19 protein-coding genes are annotated in these 18,010 nt (G+C 69.1%); 10 read left to right on the forward strand and 9 right to left on the reverse strand.

What is annotated here, in order from left to right; translation table 11 throughout:
* The first annotated feature begins 42 nt into the window (after positions 1–42).
* Positions 43–816, forward strand: a complete 774-nt coding sequence (locus ACFWQC_RS11190; protein ID WP_378677184.1) for an IclR family transcriptional regulator C-terminal domain-containing protein — start codon at positions 43–45, stop codon at positions 814–816.
* 18 nt (positions 817–834) lie between these two features.
* On the opposite strand, the gene ACFWQC_RS11195 is transcribed toward ACFWQC_RS11190, so the two are convergent.
* From ACFWQC_RS11195 to ACFWQC_RS11230, 8 genes are read right to left on the reverse strand one after another with little or no spacing between them, the layout of a single operon-like run.
* Positions 835–1,791, reverse strand: coding sequence for a PDR/VanB family oxidoreductase (locus ACFWQC_RS11195; protein WP_378677186.1), 957 nt, complete (start codon positions 1,789–1,791; stop codon positions 835–837).
* On the reverse strand, positions 1,788–2,279 hold the full coding sequence (locus ACFWQC_RS11200) for a hypothetical protein (protein WP_378677188.1): 492 nt from the start codon (positions 2,277–2,279) through the stop codon (positions 1,788–1,790). The genes ACFWQC_RS11195 and ACFWQC_RS11200 overlap by 4 nt, the downstream gene beginning before the upstream one ends.
* On the reverse strand, positions 2,276–3,391 hold the full coding sequence (locus ACFWQC_RS11205) for a zinc-binding dehydrogenase (protein WP_378677190.1): 1,116 nt from the start codon (positions 3,389–3,391) through the stop codon (positions 2,276–2,278). The genes ACFWQC_RS11200 and ACFWQC_RS11205 overlap by 4 nt, the downstream gene beginning before the upstream one ends.
* The gene (locus ACFWQC_RS11210) at positions 3,388–4,260 is read right to left on the reverse strand and encodes an ABC transporter ATP-binding protein (protein WP_378677193.1); all 873 of its coding nucleotides are present in this window, start codon (positions 4,258–4,260) and stop codon (positions 3,388–3,390) included. Before ACFWQC_RS11210 ends, ACFWQC_RS11205 begins: the two co-directional genes overlap by 4 nt.
* Before the next feature lie 32 nt (positions 4,261–4,292).
* Positions 4,293–5,129 carry an ABC transporter permease gene (locus ACFWQC_RS11215; RefSeq protein ID WP_378677196.1) on the reverse strand — a complete coding sequence of 279 codons (837 nt, stop codon included), beginning with the start codon at positions 5,127–5,129 and terminating at the stop codon, positions 4,293–4,295.
* 5 nt (positions 5,130–5,134) lie between these two features.
* The gene (locus ACFWQC_RS11220) at positions 5,135–6,160 is read right to left on the reverse strand and encodes an ABC transporter substrate-binding protein (protein ID WP_378677199.1); all 1,026 of its coding nucleotides are present in this window, start codon (positions 6,158–6,160) and stop codon (positions 5,135–5,137) included.
* Positions 6,161–6,213: 53 nt separating this feature from the next.
* Positions 6,214–7,497 (reverse strand): Rieske 2Fe-2S domain-containing protein, encoded by a 1,284-nt coding sequence (locus ACFWQC_RS11225; protein WP_378677201.1) that lies wholly within the window; start codon positions 7,495–7,497, stop codon positions 6,214–6,216.
* Entirely contained in the window at positions 7,484–8,695 is a 1,212-nt protein-coding gene (locus ACFWQC_RS11230) for an MFS transporter (protein ID WP_378677203.1), read from the reverse strand. Before ACFWQC_RS11230 ends, ACFWQC_RS11225 begins: the two co-directional genes overlap by 14 nt.
* Positions 8,696–8,817: 122 nt before the next feature.
* Between ACFWQC_RS11230 and ACFWQC_RS11235 the strand changes: the two genes are divergently transcribed.
* From ACFWQC_RS11235 to ACFWQC_RS11245, 3 genes are all read left to right on the forward strand, one after another.
* Entirely contained in the window at positions 8,818–9,624 is an 807-nt protein-coding gene (locus ACFWQC_RS11235) for an IclR family transcriptional regulator C-terminal domain-containing protein (RefSeq protein WP_378677206.1), read from the forward strand.
* A 61-nt stretch (positions 9,625–9,685) separates the two neighbouring features.
* Entirely contained in the window at positions 9,686–10,033 is a 348-nt protein-coding gene (locus ACFWQC_RS11240) for a non-heme iron oxygenase ferredoxin subunit (protein WP_378677209.1), read from the forward strand.
* Complete coding sequence (locus tag ACFWQC_RS11245; protein WP_378677211.1) at positions 10,030–11,310, forward strand: NAD(P)/FAD-dependent oxidoreductase; 1,281 nt, start codon at positions 10,030–10,032, stop codon at positions 11,308–11,310. Before ACFWQC_RS11240 ends, ACFWQC_RS11245 begins: the two co-directional genes overlap by 4 nt.
* Before the next feature lie 122 nt (positions 11,311–11,432).
* Here the strand turns inward: ACFWQC_RS11245 and ACFWQC_RS11250 are convergent, their stop codons facing one another.
* On the reverse strand, positions 11,433–11,963 hold the full coding sequence (locus ACFWQC_RS11250) for a Dps family protein (RefSeq protein WP_378677214.1): 531 nt from the start codon (positions 11,961–11,963) through the stop codon (positions 11,433–11,435).
* 137 nt (positions 11,964–12,100) lie between these two features.
* Here ACFWQC_RS11250 and ACFWQC_RS11255 point away from each other — a divergent pair, with 137 nt between their 5' ends.
* From ACFWQC_RS11255 to ACFWQC_RS11280, 6 genes are all read left to right on the forward strand, one after another.
* Positions 12,101–13,060 carry an AraC family transcriptional regulator gene (locus ACFWQC_RS11255; protein ID WP_378677216.1) on the forward strand — a complete coding sequence of 320 codons (960 nt, stop codon included), beginning with the start codon at positions 12,101–12,103 and terminating at the stop codon, positions 13,058–13,060.
* Between the two features lie 224 nt (positions 13,061–13,284).
* Entirely contained in the window at positions 13,285–14,577 is a 1,293-nt protein-coding gene (locus tag ACFWQC_RS11260; RefSeq protein ID WP_378677219.1) for an ABC transporter substrate-binding protein, read from the forward strand.
* Positions 14,574–15,311: an ABC transporter ATP-binding protein gene (locus ACFWQC_RS11265; RefSeq protein ID WP_378677221.1), complete on the forward strand. Its 738-nt coding sequence runs from the start codon at positions 14,574–14,576 to the stop codon at positions 15,309–15,311. Before ACFWQC_RS11260 ends, ACFWQC_RS11265 begins: the two co-directional genes overlap by 4 nt.
* Entirely contained in the window at positions 15,308–16,027 is a 720-nt protein-coding gene (locus tag ACFWQC_RS11270) for an ABC transporter ATP-binding protein (RefSeq protein WP_378677224.1), read from the forward strand. Before ACFWQC_RS11265 ends, ACFWQC_RS11270 begins: the two co-directional genes overlap by 4 nt.
* Complete coding sequence (locus tag ACFWQC_RS11275; protein WP_378677227.1) at positions 16,027–16,893, forward strand: branched-chain amino acid ABC transporter permease; 867 nt, start codon at positions 16,027–16,029, stop codon at positions 16,891–16,893. Before ACFWQC_RS11270 ends, ACFWQC_RS11275 begins: the two co-directional genes overlap by 1 nt.
* Complete coding sequence (locus ACFWQC_RS11280) at positions 16,890–17,915, forward strand: branched-chain amino acid ABC transporter permease (RefSeq protein WP_378677230.1); 1,026 nt, start codon at positions 16,890–16,892, stop codon at positions 17,913–17,915. Before ACFWQC_RS11275 ends, ACFWQC_RS11280 begins: the two co-directional genes overlap by 4 nt.
* The last annotated feature ends 95 nt before the right edge of the window (positions 17,916–18,010 follow it).

The raw sequence follows: 18,010 nt of genomic DNA on the forward strand, positions 1-18,010 counted from the left end.
GAGCGACGGTGATGGCCGAGCCGGCTCCGATAGGGTCGGATCATGCCCACGACCAGCCCGAAGGGCGAGGAGATCGTCGGATCACTGCTGCGCGGCCTGGACGTGATCGGAATCCTCAGCGAAGCCGAGCAGCCGCTCTCCCTGGCCGAGGTGGCGACCCTCGCCGACACCTCCCGGGCCACCGCGCGACGGCTGCTGCTGACGCTGGAACGGGTCGGGTACGTCCGTACCGACGGCCGCACTTTCCAGCTGCGCCCCAAGGTGATGGAGCTCGGCGACGCGTACCTCGAGGGGCTGGGGCTCCCGCGGCTCCATCCTCATCTGACCGCACTGGCCGAGCGGGTGCGTGACACCTGCTCGTTGACCGTCCTGGACGGTGACACGGTCGTCTACGTGGACCGAGTCAAAGCGGATCGGCTGATGACAGTCAACATCGCGGTGGGCACCCGGATGCCGGCGTACGCGATGTCCAGCGGCCGCGTCCTGCTCGCCGACCTCGATCCGGAGGCGCTGCGCGACTACCTCGAGCATCTGCACGCCGAGCCGCTCACCGGACGCACCGCAGTGGCCCCCGACGAGCTCGCCCGCAGGATCGCCCAGGCCCGCAAGGACGGCTACGTCATCACCGACCAGGAGATCGACCCGACCCTGCGCTCGATCGCCGCGCCCGTACGAGGGCCGGACGGTCGCGCCATCGCCGCGGTGAACGTCGCCACTCATGTCAACCGCACCTCGGTCGAGCAGATGCGGGAGGAGATCCTGCCCGAGCTGCTCGCGACCACGCGCGCCATCGAGGCGGAGCTGGCCGCCTCATGACGCCCTGGTGCTCGCTCCTCAGAGGTCGAGCACCAGCCGGGGGCTCTTCGAGCGCCCGACGCAGACCATCATGGTCTTGCCGGCGGTCCGCTCCTTCTCGTTGAGGATCGTGTCGTGGTGCTCCGGGACACCCTCGAGGACCGTCGTCTCGCAAGTGCCGCAGAAACCGTCCTCGCAGGAGGTCATGACGTCGCAGTGGTCCTCGATGACCTCGAGCAGGCCCTGGTTGGCGTCGACGGTGAGAACGGTGCCGGACCTGGCCAGCTCGACCTCGAAGGAGTCGCCGGTCGACGCCTCTGCGAGCGCTTGGCCGTCGGAGGCGAACTTCTCCAGCCGGAGCTGAGCGGACCGTCCCGCCTTCTCGCATACTTCCTCGAGCGCCATGAGCATCGAGATCGGGCCGCAGGCATAGATGAGGGTGTCGTCGCCGGCACCGTCGACGAGAGCAGCGAGGTCGGGGCGACCGGTCGACGAGCTGACCACGACCTTGACGTTCGGACCGGTCGCGAGCTTCTCCCGGAAGGCCATCGACTCGAGGTGGCGGCCGACGTAGACCAACTCGTACGGCGACTTCTCGCGCTCGGCGCGAATGACCATCGCCAGCATCGGCGTGATGCCGATCCCGCCGGCGATGAACAGATAGCGCGGAGACGGCTCCAGCGGGAAATGGTTGCGGGGGCCGCGGATGCGGACCCGCTTGCCGACCAGTGCGGACTCGTGGACCTCCTCTGAACCGCCGCGGCCCTCGGGCTCGCGGAGCACAGCGATCCGATAGAAGCTCAGGTCGGCCGGTGGGCTGCAAAGGCTGTACTGCCGGACCAGGCCCGAGGGCAGCTCGATGTCGAGATGTGACCCGGGCTCGTACGCCGGCAGCAGACCGCTGTCGGGTACCAGCTCGAGGGAGATCACACCGTCGGCCTCCAGCCTCGCCTGCCGGACGGTGACCTCGAAGAAGTCCTGCTCCTCACCGGTCATGCCGGCACCTCCGAGTAGTCCTCTGCGCGAGCGCCGCCGCGTAGCACGTCGAGCAGCGCGGCGAGCAGCTTGGGGCCGCGTACGGACACCAGCATGTCGACCTCCTGCCGCAGGGTGATCATGGCCGAGGCTCCGGCCGGCTCCTGCCAGTGCTCGGGAGCGACGAGGACGGCGGCGATCAGGTCGCCACCCTCGCGCGCCGCGGTGCACACTTCACGCACCATCGGCTCGGGGACCTCGGTGAGGTCGGTGCCGACGAGGACGACCATGTCGGCTGACTCAGCGACGGCGCCGGTGCCGGCGGGCATCGGTGGCGCCCAGGCGCCCGCACCCAACGGCTTGGTCAGCGCCTCGACCGGGTCCGGCCCGGTCAGGATCTGGACCCCCTCGACACCGAGCGTCCGCAGCTCGTCGACGAGCTGCGCGCTGCCGGGGCCGAGCGGCACGACGAGAACACGGGCCTCATAGGACTTCCGCAGGGGGTTCATGGGGTCTCCTTCACAGACTCCAAGGGGGTGGAACCGGGCCGCAGCCACGGGTCGATCACGACATGAGGGGTGACCGGAGCCTTGCCCTGGTCCATGTCGCGCAGGCTCTGTCCGACCTGCTCCAGTGGAACGTTGTGCGTCGGGATCCGCTCCAAGCCGGTCCGGCCGGAGGAGAGCAGCTCGATGGCACGGGTGACGGCCTGCGGCGACCGGCCGCGTACGCCGCGCACGGTCAGCAGGTTGCGGACGATCGCGGTCGGGTCGAGCGCGGCGTCGCCACCGCTGAGCCCGGCGATCACCAGCACCCCGAAGCGGCCCAGCAGCTGGATGGCGGTCGCCATGGTCTGCGGGGTGCCGATGGTGTCGATGACCGCGTCGAACGGGCCGTACTTCTCGCGTACGACGTCGACGACGGTGTCGTCGTTGAGCTCGCCGGCCGCGCCGAGCCGGCGGGCCAGGTCGAGGCGCCCGGCGCTGGACCGGCGGCCGAGCGCGATCACGGTCTCGGCGCCACCTGCGACGGCGGCGGCCACACAGGAGAGCCCGTGGTAGCCGGGGCCGATGACGGCGACCTTCGAGCCGGGGCCGACGCCGCCGGCGTCAAGGGTCCAGTCGACCGCGTTGGCCAGCGGCAGCGTCCAGGCGGCCGTGTCGATGCTGAGGTGCTCGGGCAGCCGGTGGAGTACGTGGCGGGAGGAGAGCTCCATGAACTCCGCGTTGCCGCCGTGCAGCCCCGAGGCACGGGAGGCCGGGATCATCCCGACCCGCTCGCCTCCGGTCCACAGGTCGACAGCGGCGCACAGCCGGTAGCGGCCGGCCGAGCACTCGGCGCACGTGCCGCAGCCGACGTACTCCTCGACGGCGACGCGGGTGCCCACCCCGAGGCCGAGCGCCTCGGCGTCCTCGGGGGTCAGGTGGTCGATGCGGCCGATCGTGTGGTGACCGAGCACCGCGGGAGCCTTGAGCCCCCGCTGGTGCAGCATCACGTCGGTGCCGCACACGGCGGAGGACTCGACGCGCAGCCTGCTCACCGAGGCCGGGAGAACCAGCTCCCGGACCTCGGTGTCGCCGGCCCCGTCACTGACGGCGGCGCGAACCAGCAGATCGTTCATCGGCGGAAGAGCCTCCGCCTCTTCGGGGCGACGCGGGCGTCGGCCTGCTTCTTGGCCTTCTCGACCTCTTCCTTCAGCTGGCTCCAGATGCCGTAGACGATCTCGCCGTACTCCTGCTCGTGACGCAGCTGCAGAACATCGCGTGGCCGTTCGAACGGCACGTCGATGAACGCCTTGGACCGACCCGGCTGAGCGCTCATCACCATGATCCGGTCGCTCAGCGTCACGGCCTCGTCGACGGAGTGGGTGATGAAGACGACCGTCTTTCGGGTGTCGTCCCAGATCCGCAGCAGCTCGGCCTGCAGGAGCGTCTTGTTCTGCTCGTCGAGAGCCGAGAACGGCTCGTCCATCAGCAGGATCTCGGGGTCGTTGGCGAACGCACGCGCGATCGAGACCCGCTGCCGCATGCCCCCGGAGAGCTGGTGGGGGTAGGCGTCGGCGAACTTCGTCAGACCCGTCGCGTCGAGGTAGTGCCCGACGGTGTCCTTGATCTCCGACTTCGGGGCGCCGCGCACGGTCAGGCCGTACGCCGCGTTGTCCCAAACGCTCATCCACGGGAAGATCGAGTCGCCTTGGAAGACCATCGAGTTCTCCGGGCGGCCGGCGGTGCCGCCGGCGACCTCGATGGTGCCCTCCGAGGCCGTCTCCAGGCCGGCGAGCATCCGCAACAGGGTGGTCTTGCCACAGCCCGACGGGCCGACGATCGTCAGGAACTGGCCCTGAGGAACGTCGAGGTCGAGGGAGTCGAGGGCGGTCACGACGTGGCCGCCGGGGACCGTGAAGCGCTTGCTGAGCCCGCGGATCCGGATCTTCGGGTCGGCCGTGGCCGACGCCGCTTCGGCGGGGGCCGGTGCAGTGGTGTTGGACATGATGTGTGGTCCGTTCCTCTAGTAGGCCGCCGTCAGTGGCGGGTGATCCACGGGGTGAGCCTGTGACCCACGAATCCGACGATGAGGGCGAGCAGGAGCCCGACGAGCGCGAAGACCAGCAGGTAGGCGTACATCGACTCGATGGTGAAGAGCTGGAAGGAGTTCCAGACCATGAAGCCCCAGCCGTTGCCCTGGCCGCCCATCATCTCGGCGATGGCGAGCATGATCAGGCCCATGCCGGCGCCGAGCTCGAGGCCGGTGATGACGTTGGGCATCGCACCGGGGAGCGCGACGGTGCGGAAGACCGTGAACCGCTTGGCCCCGAAGTTCTCGGCGACGTCGTAGAAGATCGTCGAGACGTTCGAGACCCCGGTGTAGGTGTTGATGACGACGGGGAAGAAGACGCCCATCGCCACGAAGTACCAGATCGTGTCCTCGCCCAAGCCGAAGAAGAGCAGGAACAGCGGCAGCACCGCGCTCTTCGGGACAGGGTAGAGCGCGGAGATGAGCGGGCGTACGGCCGCGTTCACGACCTTGTTGAGACCCATCGCGACACCGATGATGACGGCCGGGATCGCCCCGACCAGGAAGCCGAGGACCAGGCGGGTCAGGCTGTGCTGGGACTGGGTCCACAGCTCACCGCTGGCCGCCTCGGTCCACAGCGCCTGGAAGATCAGCGTCGGCGCGGGGAAGAACCGGTCGTCGAGGACGCCGCCGCGGGACAGGGCGTCCCAGGCGACCAGGACGACGATCGGGCTGAGGATCGAGATGGCGCGCAAGGCACCCTTGCTCAAGGTACGGCGCTGCTTCACCTGACGGGCAGCAACCGCTGCCTTCGGGGTGATGGCCGCTTCTGCAACATTGGTCATGGCACTCATTCCTTGCTCGCGGTCTGTGCCGCCTCGTCGACAAAGCTGGTGTCGACCAGCGAGTCGAAATCGATCTGCGAGTTGCCCGTGAAGAGGCCCTGTCTGACGAAGAAGTCGTAGTCCTTCTTCAGGCTCTCGACGTTGAGAGATGCGTCAGGGTTCACGAAGCTGGGGACGGTCTGCTTGACCGCCTCGGGCTCGGACTTGATGTTGTCGGCGATGATCGTGGCGATCTCGTCGGCGTCCTCGCCGGTCCACTTGCCGCCCTCGACTGCAGCGCTGTAGTCGTGCGCGGCCCGCGTGTAGGCGTTCATGAAGCACTGGGCCGCCTCGCCCTGCTCCTTGGGAAAGTCTCCGCTGTAAAGGAGCACGGCGAGCTGCTGGTTGTTGTAGACCGTGGTGGAGTCCGCGAGCTTCACCGCCGCACCGCTTTCCTGAGCCTTGGTCGCGGCCGGCTCGGTGGTGAGCGCGGCGTCGATCGAACCGTTCTGCAGCGCGGCGACGTGGTCGGGAAAGCCGAGGAAGCTGTGCGACACGTCGTCGTACGTCAGCCCCTCGTGCTCCAGCAGAGCGGCCATCGTCGACGAGGTTGCCGTGCCCGGAGCGGGCTCGGCCACCTTGAGACCCTCGAGGTCCTTGACGCTGGAGACCTTGCCCGAGTCCACGAGCTCCTTGCGTACCAGCAGCGGCATGTAGTCGTGGTCGGTGACCAACTGACCCTTGTCGGCGACGATCTTGATGTCGATGTCGCGGGCGATGCCGTTGTAGAAGCCGGCCGACGGTGCGCCGGCACCGACAGCCAGGTGACCGGCCGCCAGGTAGGGAACCATCTCACCGGCCGACTTGAAGGGGCGGAGCTTCACCTCGAGGCCTTCGTCGTCGAAGTAGCCCCTGTCCTGGGCGATGAAGAGCAGCGCGTCCGAGAGGCTGTTGGTGATACCGGCCTCGACCTCGACGCCGGCGCAAGAGGTCGTGCCTGAGGCGCTGGTGCCGCAGCCTGCCATGGTCATCGCTCCCACGGTGGCGGCCATGACGGCCACCACCGCGCGCGAGCGTGTGAAGTGTGTACGCATGAGTCAGCCGATCAGATCGAGTGGAAGTTCTCGCCGGGCTTGACCACGAGGACGTCCTTCGCACCCTCCTGGAAGGGCACGTCGCGGGGAAGCAGGATCGAGGTGGAACGAACGCGGGTGTGCGCGGGATCGAGACCGGGCAGCTCGCCGGAGTCGACTTCATCGAGGGCGGCGAGCAGACGGCGGCGAGCCAGGATGATGGCGGCGTCGGAGGTACCGAGGCGTTCCTTGGTGCGATCGGCGACGATGCCCATCGACTCCTGCAGCGAGAAGTCCTGGGCAGCGATGCCCGCGATACCGGAGAAGGTCTCCTTGCGGCGCTGGGCGCCGCGGTCCATGAGGTAGTCGTTCTCGGCCGATGCCAGCGGATCGTACGTTCCTGGCTTGTACTTCACGTGGATGCCGTCGCCGCCGTTCAGGGCGTTGATCTCGCGCTCGCCGAAGTCCGCAGTCGGGTGGTAGTTCCAGCTCCACGCCCAGCAGGTCTCGTCGTCGATGGGGACCCAGGCGTGACCACCCATCGGGTTGTGCTCACCGAACGGCGGGATGATCGTGTACCAGGGCATCATCCATTGCGTGATGCGCCAGTAGTAGCTCTCCTCGTCGGCGTTGCGACGGGCACCGATCAGCAGACCGCCGTCGGACTCGGCCACCTCGAACTTCGGGCGGGTGTCGGCCTTGAGGTACTTGTTGCCCTCGGTGCCGGAGTGCAGCGGGTCGTCGTCGAGGTTGAACCGGTGAGCGAAGGAGACGTGGCTGGAGTCGATGCCGCCCTCCATGGCCTGCAGGTAGTTGGAGAACTGGCGACGCTTCGAGATGAAGCGCTTCTCCGGGTTGAGATCCATCCACTCCAGGTCCGGGAGTGGCGGCTCTTTGTCCGGGTCGCCCATGTAGGCCCAGATCAGGCCGCCGGCCTCGACGGCCCTGTACGCCCGCTGCTTGATCTTGGAGCAGAACTTGCTGCCCTCGGGCTCGGACGGCATGTCGACGCAGTTGCCGTCGATGTCGTACTTCCAGCCGTGGTAGGCGCAGCGCAGGCCGCCCTCCTCGTTGCGACCGAAGTAGAGGGAAGCCGTGCGATGGCTGCAGAACTCGTCGATCAGGCCGATGCGACCCTCCGAGTCACGGAACGCGATCAGCTTCTCGCCGAGCAGCTGCACCCTCACGGGGTCGCAGTCGGCGCCCTCGATCTCCTCGGCGAGCAGCGCGGGGATCCAGTAGCGACGGAACAGGTTGCCCATGGGGGTGCCCGGACCGGTCTGGGTCAGGAGGTCGTTCTGTTCACGGGTGAGCATGCAGGTTGCCTTTCAGAGGGGTGATGCGGCGGGGAAGGCTGATGAGTGCTGCCGCCACGAAGGCGGTCAGCGGGACCAACCAGGCGACGCCGAAACCGGCGCCGAGGTCGAGGGTGAGCCCGAACGCGAGCGGTCCGGAGCCGAATCCGAGGTACATGCCGGTGGCCAGGAACGCCGTCGCGGTGCCGAGGGAGGCGACGGGGACCGTGCGGATCAGGACCACCATGGTCACGGCGTTGGAGGCGAGCGCGGCCGCACCGAACACGGCTGCGCCGACCCACACCAGCCAGCTGCCGAGCACGGTCGAGGCCATCACGAGCACGACACCGAGCGCGGCGCCGACGGCCAGGGTGAGGAGGGTGGCGGTCTGCCGGGAGTCCGCGTCCGCTCGGCGGCCCCACCAGATGCGGCTCAGCAGTCCGACCAGCCCGACGAGCGCGGCGATCAGACCCGCGGGGCGCAGACCCAGACCGAGGTCCACGTGGGCGAAGAGGGGGAGGTGGGCGTTGGTGGCCTGAAGGCCGAACCCGATGAAGAACGTGTACGCCGTCAGCCTCGCGACCGAGATGGGGCCGGTGGATCTTGTGGTCCTGCCCGTTGTCCGGTCGGTGCTGGCCTCGGGGCGGGTCGCGAGCGCGCTGACCACGCCGAGAAGCCCGAGGACGAGACCGGCGGCGACGGCCCAGCGCCACCCGGCGGCGGCAGCGATCAGGGGAGCGGCGAGACCCGCGACGAGCTGCGAGGCCTGGACCCCGGACTGCTTCCAGCCGATGAGAGCGCCGCGCTGCTGCACCGGCATGCCGGCGACGATCCGGTTGGTGGCCGGGTTGGAGAGCGCTTGGGCGACACCGCTCAGCACGCCCGCGACCACCACGACTGCGTACGACTCGGCGAGAGCCAGCACGACGAGCCCTGCGATCGAGCCGACGGAGACCGCGACCATCACCGTGCGTGCACCGAACCGGCTCGACGGCCCGCCCAGGAGTAGTGCCGAGAGCGCTGCCGCGCCGAATGTCACGGTCGAGATCGCGCCGTACTCGGCCGGGCTGAGATCGAGGTCGGCGATCACGAGCGGGGAGATCGCGGTGAGCGTGTAGAGGAACATCGGCCCGATGCCCATGCACACGAACAGCGACAACCACAGCGTCGGGGAGGCCTGCTCCCGAACGCTGGCGCCGTCCGTCGTGCCGCTGCTCATGGGACTCCGTTCCGCTATGCGTACAACTGTGCATTGTGACCGTGAGCACACCGTTACATGGCGAAGGTCTCTGGTCAAGTAGGGGACGGGAAAAACTGCCCGGTATCCGTTAAAGTGTGCGCATGGCGGAACCGATCTTTGCGAATGATGAGCGGCAGATCTCCGACCGCGATGTCGTCCAGTCACTGATGCGCGGGCTGGCCGTTGTGAGGGCTTTCGATGGCACTCATTCGGCGCTCTCCCTGGACGAGGCGGCCGAGCGCACGGGCTTCAGCCGGTCGGCCACGCGGCGCCTGCTGTGCACCCTCATGACCTCCGGGCTGGCGGTGTACGACGGCCGTCACTACCGCCTCACGTCGCGGCTGCTCGACCTCGGTTATGCCAGCCAGTCACGCCTCTCGCTCGCCGAGGTGGCGCTGCCTCACTGCGAGGAGCTCTCCCACCGGCTCGGGCGGACGGTGTCCCTCGCCCGGCTCGACGGCGACAGCATCGTCTACCTCCTGAGGGTCGGCGCGCCGCGCCTGGTGGCCGTCTCGCTCCACGTCGGCAGCAGGCTGCCGGCGTCCCTCCCGGCCATCGGCCGGGTCGTCCTGGCCGGTCTCCCCGACGAGGAGCTGGCCGGCTTCCTCGCCTCCGACGCCTTCCAGGAGCAGTCGGAGCGCATCGGGTTGTCCGCCGATGACCTCTTCAAGGAGCTGGTCGACATCCGCGCTCGCGGCTGGTGCCACGTCTCGGAGATCCTCGAGGCCGGGCTCAGCGCTGTCGCGACACCGATCCGCAACCGAGACGGCCGGGTGGTCGCCGGGCTCAACGTCTCGACGCGCACCGGAGGGCAGGCGCCCGTGCTCGATCTTCTCGACACGGTGCCCGACCTGATGCGTACGGCCGCGCGTATCGGCGACGACCTCCATCAGACCCACCAGGCCTGAGACGCGCCCCTCGGGTGGGGAGGTGGCCGGTTCCTTGCGCGCGGCGTTAGAAGATGGGGCTATGGACACCGGAAACAGCACAGGCATCCGCGTCGCGTCCGTCGACGACATCCCGGAGGGTGAGGGGATCGCGATCTCCTCCGACATCACCGGCACCGAGGACGACATCGCGATCCTGCGCGACGACGACGGCACCTGCTGGGCCCTCAACGACACCTGCACCCACGAGACCGCCTCGCTGGCCGAGGGCTGGGTCGAGGACGGAGACGTCGAGTGCCCCCTGCACTCCTCACGGTTCAACCTCAAGACCGGCAAGGTCGACGGGCTCCCGGCCACCCGCGACACCGTCCCGCACCGCGTCGAGGTGCGCGACGGTGAGGTGTACCTGTTCCCCGGCGAGAGGCCGTGACGGTCTCCTCGGTTGCCTCCTCCGTTGTCGTCGTCGGTGGTGGCATCGCCGGGGTGTCGACGGTCGCGGAGCTGCGTAAGCACGGGTACACCGGTGAGCTGACGCTCGTCTCGGCCGACCCGATCCCCTACGACCGCCCGCCACTGTCCAAGGACTACCTCTTGGGCGCGAAGGGCCTCGAGTCGATCTCGCTGCAGGCGCCGGAGTGGTACGCCGAGCAGCGGGTCGACCTGATCACGGATGCGCTGGTGGTGGCGCTGGACCCGGCTGCCGGAACGGTGGAGCTGTCGGACGGTCGAGAGCTCTCCGCCGACAGGATCGTCCTGGCGACGGGCGGACACTCGCGGTGGCCGGACCTCGAACGCGTCGTTCGCGAGCTTCTGGACCGTCCATCAGCCGGCAGAGATATCCCGCGCTCGACCACCGGGATCCACACGCTGCGAAGTGACGATGACGCCGATGCGCTGCGGCACGTGCTGCTTCCGCGTGCCCGGCTGCTGGTGGTCGGCGCCGGCCTGATCGGGGCCGAGGTCGCCTCGACCGCTCGCAAGCTGGAGTGCGAGGTCGTGCTCGTGGATCCGGCCGACCCACCGATCGCGCCTGCCGTCGGCGTCCAGGTCGCGACGTGGCTGCACTCCCTGCATGCGGTCCACGGTGTGGAGACGGTGACCGCCACGGTCGAGAAGCTCGAGTCGACGAGCGCCGGAGTCGTGGCGCACATCGCAGGTGAGGCGGAGCCGCGGACGTTCGATGCCGTCCTTCTCGCTGTGGGGATGGTGCCGGACGCCGCCGTGGCGAAGGCTGCGGGCCTGGAGGTCGACAACGGCGTCCTGGTCGACGACCGTCAGGTCACCTCACACCCGAACGTCCTCGCCGTCGGTGACTGCGCCCGGCGCCGCGGCCACCGCCGTGCGGAGCACTGGGAGGCGGCGCTGCACGACGGTCAACGGGCGGCGGCGACGATCCTCGGTGTCGAGGCCGGCGCGGAGACCGCGCCGTGGTTCTGGACCGACCGCTACGACCTGCACGTCGAGGTCGTCGGTGAGATGCACGAGCCAGACTCAGAGCACGAGAGCGTCGTCCGCGGCACCCTTGGCGAGCCGCCCTTCTCCGTGTTCATCCTCCGCGGCGAGCGCGTCATCGGCGCGGTCGCGGTCGACGACCCGGCTACCGCAAAGGCGGCCCGTCGCCTGATCGACCGAGGTGTCGACGTACGAGCCTCCGCCCTCGCCGACCCCACGACCGACCTGCGAAAGCTGCTGCGGGCCGCCAGATAGCGCGCGGCCGGGGCGGCAGAATCCCGCCATGGCGGGAAATGCCTCGCCCGCTCAGCCCCCACCCGGCACAGACGAAGGACGGCGCCCCGCGAGAGTCGCGGGACGCCGTCCTAGGGGAAAGATCAGACGGTCAGCTGAGCGGGCTTCGACTGGTTGGCGACGCGGTTCTCGGCGTCGATGAACCAGGCCAGCTGCTCGATGCGGGTGATGATCGCGTGGAGCAGGTCGGCGGTGGTCGGGTCCTCGGAGTCGATGTCGTCGTGGATGTCACGAGCGGTCTTCGAGGTGGCGTAGAGCGCGGCGGCGGCGAGGTCGGCGGCCGTCGCGGTGTCGACCTCGGTCGCCGGAAGCGGCGCGAGGGTGGTGTCCTCGGAGACGGTGCCGGTGCGGCCGTCGGGGAGGATGTAGAGCGCACGCATGCGCTCGGCGACCTCGTCGGTGAAGTCGCGGGCGGCGTCGACGACCTCGTCGAGGACGAGGTGCATGTCGCGGAAGTTCTTGCCCACGACGTTCCAGTGGAGCTGCTTGCCCTGCAGGCTGAGCTCGGTCAGATCGACGAGCAGGCGCTGCATCTGGGTCGCGAACGCCGGGCTCGGGATGAACGCGGGGTGCGAGGTGTGGGTGGCGCTGCTCGTGTCGGTCTTCGTGGCCATGTTCGGTAGGTCCCCCAGATTGAAGTGTTGGTCTTTCGTGGTGGCACCAATTGTGGCACCTTTTCTTGAACGATTCCAGAAAGGTAAGTCTTCCCTAAGTCGTCGCCGCGGCTCCACGTACGCAATAGAGTCGGGTCGTGCCGCAATCGCCCCTCGTCTCGCGGGTTCGTCGTCCGGAGGTCTTCGAGACCACCGGCCTGAGCGAGGATGCGCAGGTCGATGCCTGGGAACGCCACAACGCCAGCGCCCTGGTCGCGCTCTCCTGCCGGCCGATCGACGGCCACGGGTTCGACGCGCAGGAGGTCAACCTGCAGCTCGACGAGATCCATCTTGCCCGGGTGCGGGCCACTCGCCACGTCGTCGAGCGGCCGGCCAGCCTCGTCAAGGAGATCCCGGCCCGGTCGATCGCCGTCTACGCCAGCCTGCGCGGCGAGGCGATCCTGGAGTACGCCGGCCGCCGCAAGGTCATCCGGCCCGGACAGCTGATCGTGTGCGACGTCGACGCGCCCTTCCTGCGGGGCTTCGGGCACGGGCTCGAGGAGCTCGCGGTCAAGGTCCCGGTGGACGCTTTCGCGGCCCGCACCGGGATGGCGTCGATGCCGTCGCCGCTCGTCCTCGACGCGGGCCGCGACCAGGACCCGCACGGCCGAGCCCTCGTCCAGATGGTCGGCCGTGCCCTGCGGCCCCACGACCCGGTGCCGGCCGACGAGGGCGCCGTGCTCGACCTGATCTCGGTGATCGCCACCGCCGGGAAGGTCTCGCTGGCCACGGCCCATCGGGCGGCGGCGAAGGCGTTCATCGAGGACCATCTCGCCGACCCCGGCCTCTCCGCCACCACCGTCGCAGCGGGCGCCGGCATCTCCGAGCGCCACCTCTCCCGGCTCTTCGCCGACGTCGGCACCAGCGTCCCCCGCCACATCCTCGGCCGCCGCCTCGAGCTCGCCTACGCGATGCTCGCCACCGGCTCGGACCCCGCCATCCGCACCGTCGACGTCGCCGAGAAGTGCGGCTTCACCTCGGCCTCGTACTTCTCCCACGCCTTCCGCAAGCGCTTCGGCGTCGCCGCCGGCGACGTACGCCGCGCCGCTCGCGCCTGACCCCCGGTCGAGTCCACACCTGTGGCTGCCGAACCCTCAGTTGTGGCGTACGAAAGTCGACTTTCGTACGCCAGAACTCACTTCTCGGCGCGAAAGGGTGACAAGTCCACCAAAGTCCGATAGGTCTTCCATGCGATTTTCCGCCAACCAGTCCCTGCTTCCCACCTGTAGGGGTGGTGGCGGACGACACTCTCGAACACCCCACACTCTCTAAGGAGACGTACGTGCGCAACGGACTCACCACCGGACGCGGCCTGAGCTTGGCCGCCGCCGGTGTCGCAGCGATGGCGCTGACCTTGACGGCCTGCGGGTCGGGCGGCATCGACGACGAAGGCGGTGGCGGCGAGGACACGCTCACCATCGGGTTCGTCTCGACCGAGACGGGCTCCTCGGCGCCGTTCGGCGAGGCGAACAGCTTCGTCGTCGACGAGCTCGAGACCTACTTCAAGGACCACCCGGTCAAGGCAGGCGACAAGGAGCTCGACGTCGAGATCGTGGTGCGCGACGCGCAGAGCGACACGACGAAGGCCGGGGCGGTGGCCGGCGACCTGATCAACAAGGACGGCGCCGACATCATCGTCGCCTCCTCGACGCCCGACATCGTCAACCCGGTCTCGGAGCAGTGCGAGGCCAACTCGATCCCGTGCATCACCACGGTCGCCCCGTGGCAGCCGTTCGCGATCCGCAGCGGCGACAAGCCGGCCGAGCTGAAGTACAGCTACCACTTCTTCTGGGGTCTCGAGGACGTCTCGACGGTCTACGCCGACATCTGGGGCAAGGTGCCGAACAACAAGAAGGCCGGCGGCCTGTTCCCGAAGGACCCCGACGGCGAGGCCTGGGGCGCCAACTTCCCGGCGCTGACCGAGGCGTCGGGCGTCAAGATCGACAACCCGGGCAACTACCCCAACGGCACCAAGGACTTCTCCGCCCAGATCAGCGCCTACAAGGGTCACGACGTCCTGGTCGGCGTCCCGATCCCGCCGGACTTCACCACGTTCTGGCAGCAGGCGAAGCAGCAGGGCTACAACCCGAAGGTCGCGACCATCGGCAAGGCGCTGCTCTTCCCGAGCAGCGTCGAGGCGCTGGGCCCGATCGCCCACAACCTCTCCACCGAGGTGTGGTGGACCCCGACCGCTCCCTACGAGTCCTCGCTGACCGGCGAGTCCGCGCAGGAGCTGGCAGACGCGTACGAGGAGAAGACCGGCAAGCAGTGGACCCAGCCGCTGGGCTTCGCGCACGCCCTCTTCGAGGTCGCGACCGCGGCGGTGACCGAGGCCGGCTCGACCGACGCCGACGCGATCACCAAGGCGCTGGCCGGGCTCGAGGTCTCGACGGTCGTCGGTGACGTCGCCTGGGGCAAGGACGCGAACGTCCCGCCGTACGTCGCCAAGACCTCCCTCGCGGGCGGTCAGTGGCGCCAGGTCGAGGGCGGGGAGCACCCGTTCGAGCTGGTCGTCGTGCAGAACTCGCTGGCTCCCGACGTACCTCTCGGGGGCGAGCCCGAGGCGCTCAAGTGACCTTGCTCCACGTTGACGACCTGGCCAAGTCCTTTGGCCAGGTCGTCACGGCCCGCTCGGTCTCCTTCCATGTCGCCGCCGGCGAGGCGCTCGGCATCGTCGGGCCCAACGGCGCCGGCAAGTCCACGCTGCTCAACCTGGTGACCGGCACGCTCCCGTCCGATGCGGGCACCATCCGCTTCGACGACACCGACGTCACCCGGATGCCGGCGGCGCGCCGTACGGCCCTCGGGATCGGACGTACGTTCCAGGTCCCCCGCCCCTTCGAGGGGCTCACCGTCTTCGAGAACGTGCTGGTCGGTTCCACCTTCGGTGCGGGCACGCGCCGGAAGGAGGCCAATGCGCTGGCCTGGGAGGCGCTGGAGACCGCTGACCTGACGCGCCTGGCCAACACTCCCGCCGGCTCGCTGCGGCTGCTCGACCGCAAGCGGCTCGAGCTCGCCCGCGCGCTGGCCACCCAGCCGCGGCTGCTGCTCCTCGACGAGATCGCCGGCGGTCTCACCGAGCACGAGCTGCCGGCACTCATCGCGACGATCGGCGCGATCCGCGACGGCGGCACCGGAGTCGTCTGGATCGAGCACATCGTGCACGCGTTGCTGCAGGTCGTGGACCGGTTGATGTGCCTGGCCCAGGGCGACGTCGTCGCCATCGGCGACCCGCGCGAGGTGATGGCCTCGGACGCGGTCGCCGCCGTCTATCTCGGCTCCCCCGACCTGGAAAGCGACACTCCGTGACCACTTTGCTCGAGGTCGACGCGATCGACGTGAGCTACGGCGACTTCCGTGCCCTGCACGGCATCACCCTCACCGTCGCCGAGGGCGAGACGCTGGCGGTGATCGGCGCCAACGGCGCCGGCAAGTCCACGCTGCTGAAGACGATCTCCGGCCTGCTCCGCCCGAGCGCCGGCCAGATCCGCTTCAACGGCCACAACGTCTCCCACACCCCCGCCCATCGGCGGGTCCGCGAGGGCATCGCGCTCACCCCGGAAGGACGCCGGATCTTCGCCTCGCTCACCGTCGAGGAGAACCTCAAGGTCGGCGCGCACGGACGCCGGCCCGGACCCTGGAACCTCCAGACCGTCTATGACGCGTTCCCGCTGCTCGCGGAGAAGAGAACGCGCCGCGGAGCGCACCTGTCCGGGGGCGAGCAGCAGGCCACCGCCATCGGCCGGGCGCTGATGTCCAACCCGAAGCTGCTCCTGCTCGACGAGGTCTCGCTCGGCCTCGCCCCGGTCGTGATCGCCGACATCTACAAGGCGCTCCCCACGATCGCCGCGAAGGGGACGACCGTGCTCGTGGTCGAGCAGGACCTCACCCAAGCACTCACCGTCGCCGACCGGGTGCAGTGCCTGCTCGAGGGCCGCACCGTTCTCGAGGGCGCGGCGGCCGACGTCACCCGTGAGCAGGTCCAGGCTGCGTACTTCGGGATCGACGAGCAGGAGGTCGGCTGATGGACTGGATCAACGCGGTCCTCCAGGGAGTCCTGCTCGGCGGGCAGTACGCACTCCTCGCCTGCGGTCTGAGCCTCATCTTCGGCGTGATGCGCATCGTCAACCTCGCCCACGGCGTCCTCGCCGTCGCCTCGGCCTACCTCGCCTATTGGCTCGTCCAGCAGACCGGGATGCCGGCGTTCCTCACCATCGTCATCGTGATCCCCGTGCTCGCCGCGGTCGGCTACGCGATCCAGCGCGGTCTGTTCAACCCGGCGCTGCGTCACGGCGAGCTGTCGCCGCTGCTGGTCTCGTTCGGCCTGGCCGTCATCGGCGCCAACCTGCTCCAGGAGATCTTCACCGCCGACTCCCGCAAGATCTCGATCGGCACGCTGTCGACCGCGTCCGTCGAGCTCGGCGGCCTGCGACTCGGCGTCTTCTCGCTGATCACGCTGGTGGTGGCGGTCGGCGTCATCGTCGGCCTGCAGCTCTACCTCTCCCACACCCGCATCGGCCGCGCGATGCGCGCGACCAAGGACGACCCCGAGGCGGCCACGCTCATGGGGATCGACGAGAGGCACATGTACGCCCTGGCCACCGCGATCGCGATCGGCACCGTCGCGCTGGCCGGCGTCTTCCTCGGCATGTCGACGCAGTTCAGCCCGACGTACGGCGACCTGGTCCTCATCTTCGCCTTCGAGGCGGTCATCATCGGTGGCCTCGGCTCGCTGTGGGGCACGCTCCTCGGCGGTCTCGTACTCGGCGTCGCGCAGACCGTCGGCGCCCAGATCGACCCGGCCTACGGCGTCCTCGCCGGTCACCTGGTCTTCCTGGTCATACTCCTGTTCCGGCCCCAGGGCCTGCTCCCGAAGGCGGTCGTCGCATGAGCCCAACGACAACCCTCGACAGCCAGGACCTCGCCAGCAAAGACCTGAAGGTCGTACGCGGCGGCTGGCCCTCGCTCGCCGGCGGCGGGGTCCTCGTCGCGATCGTGGTGTTCCTGGCCGCGGCGCCGTGGTTCGTCTTCAGCCCGGGCGACGTGACCAACCTGGTCACGCTCTTCGCGCTGATCATCCTCGGCACGACCTGGAACCTGATGGCCGGCTACGGCGGGCTCGTCTCGATCGGGCAGCAGGCCTACATCGGCGCCGGCGGCTACGGGGTGATCAAGCTCGCCGACGTCGTCGGGCTGCCGATCCCGGTGGCCGTCGTGGCTGCCGGCGTGGTCTGCGCGCTGCTCGCGCTGCCGACCTCGTTCTTGCTGTTCCGGCTGGTCGGAGGCTACTTCGCGATCGGCACCTGGGTGGTGGCCGAGGTCTTCAAGCTGGTCACCCAGGAGCTCCCGGGCTTCGGCGGCGGCTCCGGCCTCTCGCTGACCGCCTTCCAGGGCGTCGACCGGGTGACCCGGATCGCGACCGTCTACTACCTGGCGCTCGCGCTGGCCGTGCTCGTCGTGCTCGCGACGTACGTCCTGATGCGCTCGCGCGTCGGGCTCGGCCTGACCGCGATCCGTGACGACTCGGTGGCCGCGGCCTCGCTCGGCGTCGCGGTGCGGCGCTCGCAGCGACTCGTCTACGTCGCCGCCTCCGGTGGCGCCGGCCTGGCGGGCGCGCTGATCGCGGTCAACGGCCTGCGGGTCTCGCCGGACTCGATGTTCTCGGTCCAGTACACCGCCTTCATGATCTTCATCGTGGTCATCGGCGGCCTAGGGACGATCGAGGGCCCGATCCTGGGTGCGGTGATCTTCTTCGCGCTCCAGCAGCTGCTCGACTCGTACGGGACCTGGTATCTGATCGCCTTGGGTGCGGTCGCCATCGCGGTGGTGCTGCTCGCCCCGCGCGGGCTGTGGGGGTTGGCAGCGAGAGGCCGCTACGAGGTCTTCCCGGTCGGTCACACCGTGACCCGATAGTCGGGGGTGGAACGGGGGCAGTACATTGGAGTTAACGACCCTGTGATACCCGCCAATACACCCCAAACCAGAAGTATACAAAAGGGTGTGCCCAA

This window comes from Nocardioides sp. NPDC058538, from assembly GCF_042719275.1.
In the GTDB taxonomy this organism is placed as follows: domain Bacteria; phylum Actinomycetota; class Actinomycetes; order Propionibacteriales; family Nocardioidaceae; genus Nocardioides.

Coding starts and splice junctions, on each gene's coding strand:
- ACFWQC_RS11190 (WP_378677184.1), top strand. CDS start 43: ATGCCCACGACCAGCCCGAAGGGCGAGGAGATCGTCGGATCACTGCTG.
- ACFWQC_RS11195 (WP_378677186.1), bottom strand. CDS start 1,791: ATGACCGGTGAGGAGCAGGACTTCTTCGAGGTCACCGTCCGGCAGGCG.
- ACFWQC_RS11200 (WP_378677188.1), bottom strand. CDS start 2,279: ATGAACCCCCTGCGGAAGTCCTATGAGGCCCGTGTTCTCGTCGTGCCG.
- ACFWQC_RS11205 (WP_378677190.1), bottom strand. CDS start 3,391: ATGAACGATCTGCTGGTTCGCGCCGCCGTCAGTGACGGGGCCGGCGAC.
- ACFWQC_RS11210 (WP_378677193.1), bottom strand. CDS start 4,260: ATGTCCAACACCACTGCACCGGCCCCCGCCGAAGCGGCGTCGGCCACG.
- ACFWQC_RS11215 (WP_378677196.1), bottom strand. CDS start 5,129: ATGACCAATGTTGCAGAAGCGGCCATCACCCCGAAGGCAGCGGTTGCT.
- ACFWQC_RS11220 (WP_378677199.1), bottom strand. CDS start 6,160: ATGGCCGCCACCGTGGGAGCGATGACCATGGCAGGCTGCGGCACCAGC.
- ACFWQC_RS11225 (WP_378677201.1), bottom strand. CDS start 7,497: ATGCTCACCCGTGAACAGAACGACCTCCTGACCCAGACCGGTCCGGGC.
- ACFWQC_RS11230 (WP_378677203.1), bottom strand. CDS start 8,695: ATGAGCAGCGGCACGACGGACGGCGCCAGCGTTCGGGAGCAGGCCTCC.
- ACFWQC_RS11235 (WP_378677206.1), top strand. CDS start 8,818: ATGGCGGAACCGATCTTTGCGAATGATGAGCGGCAGATCTCCGACCGC.
- ACFWQC_RS11240 (WP_378677209.1), top strand. CDS start 9,686: ATGGACACCGGAAACAGCACAGGCATCCGCGTCGCGTCCGTCGACGAC.
- ACFWQC_RS11250 (WP_378677214.1), bottom strand. CDS start 11,963: ATGGCCACGAAGACCGACACGAGCAGCGCCACCCACACCTCGCACCCC.
- ACFWQC_RS11275 (WP_378677227.1), top strand. CDS start 16,027: ATGGACTGGATCAACGCGGTCCTCCAGGGAGTCCTGCTCGGCGGGCAG.
- ACFWQC_RS11280 (WP_378677230.1), top strand. CDS start 16,890: ATGAGCCCAACGACAACCCTCGACAGCCAGGACCTCGCCAGCAAAGAC.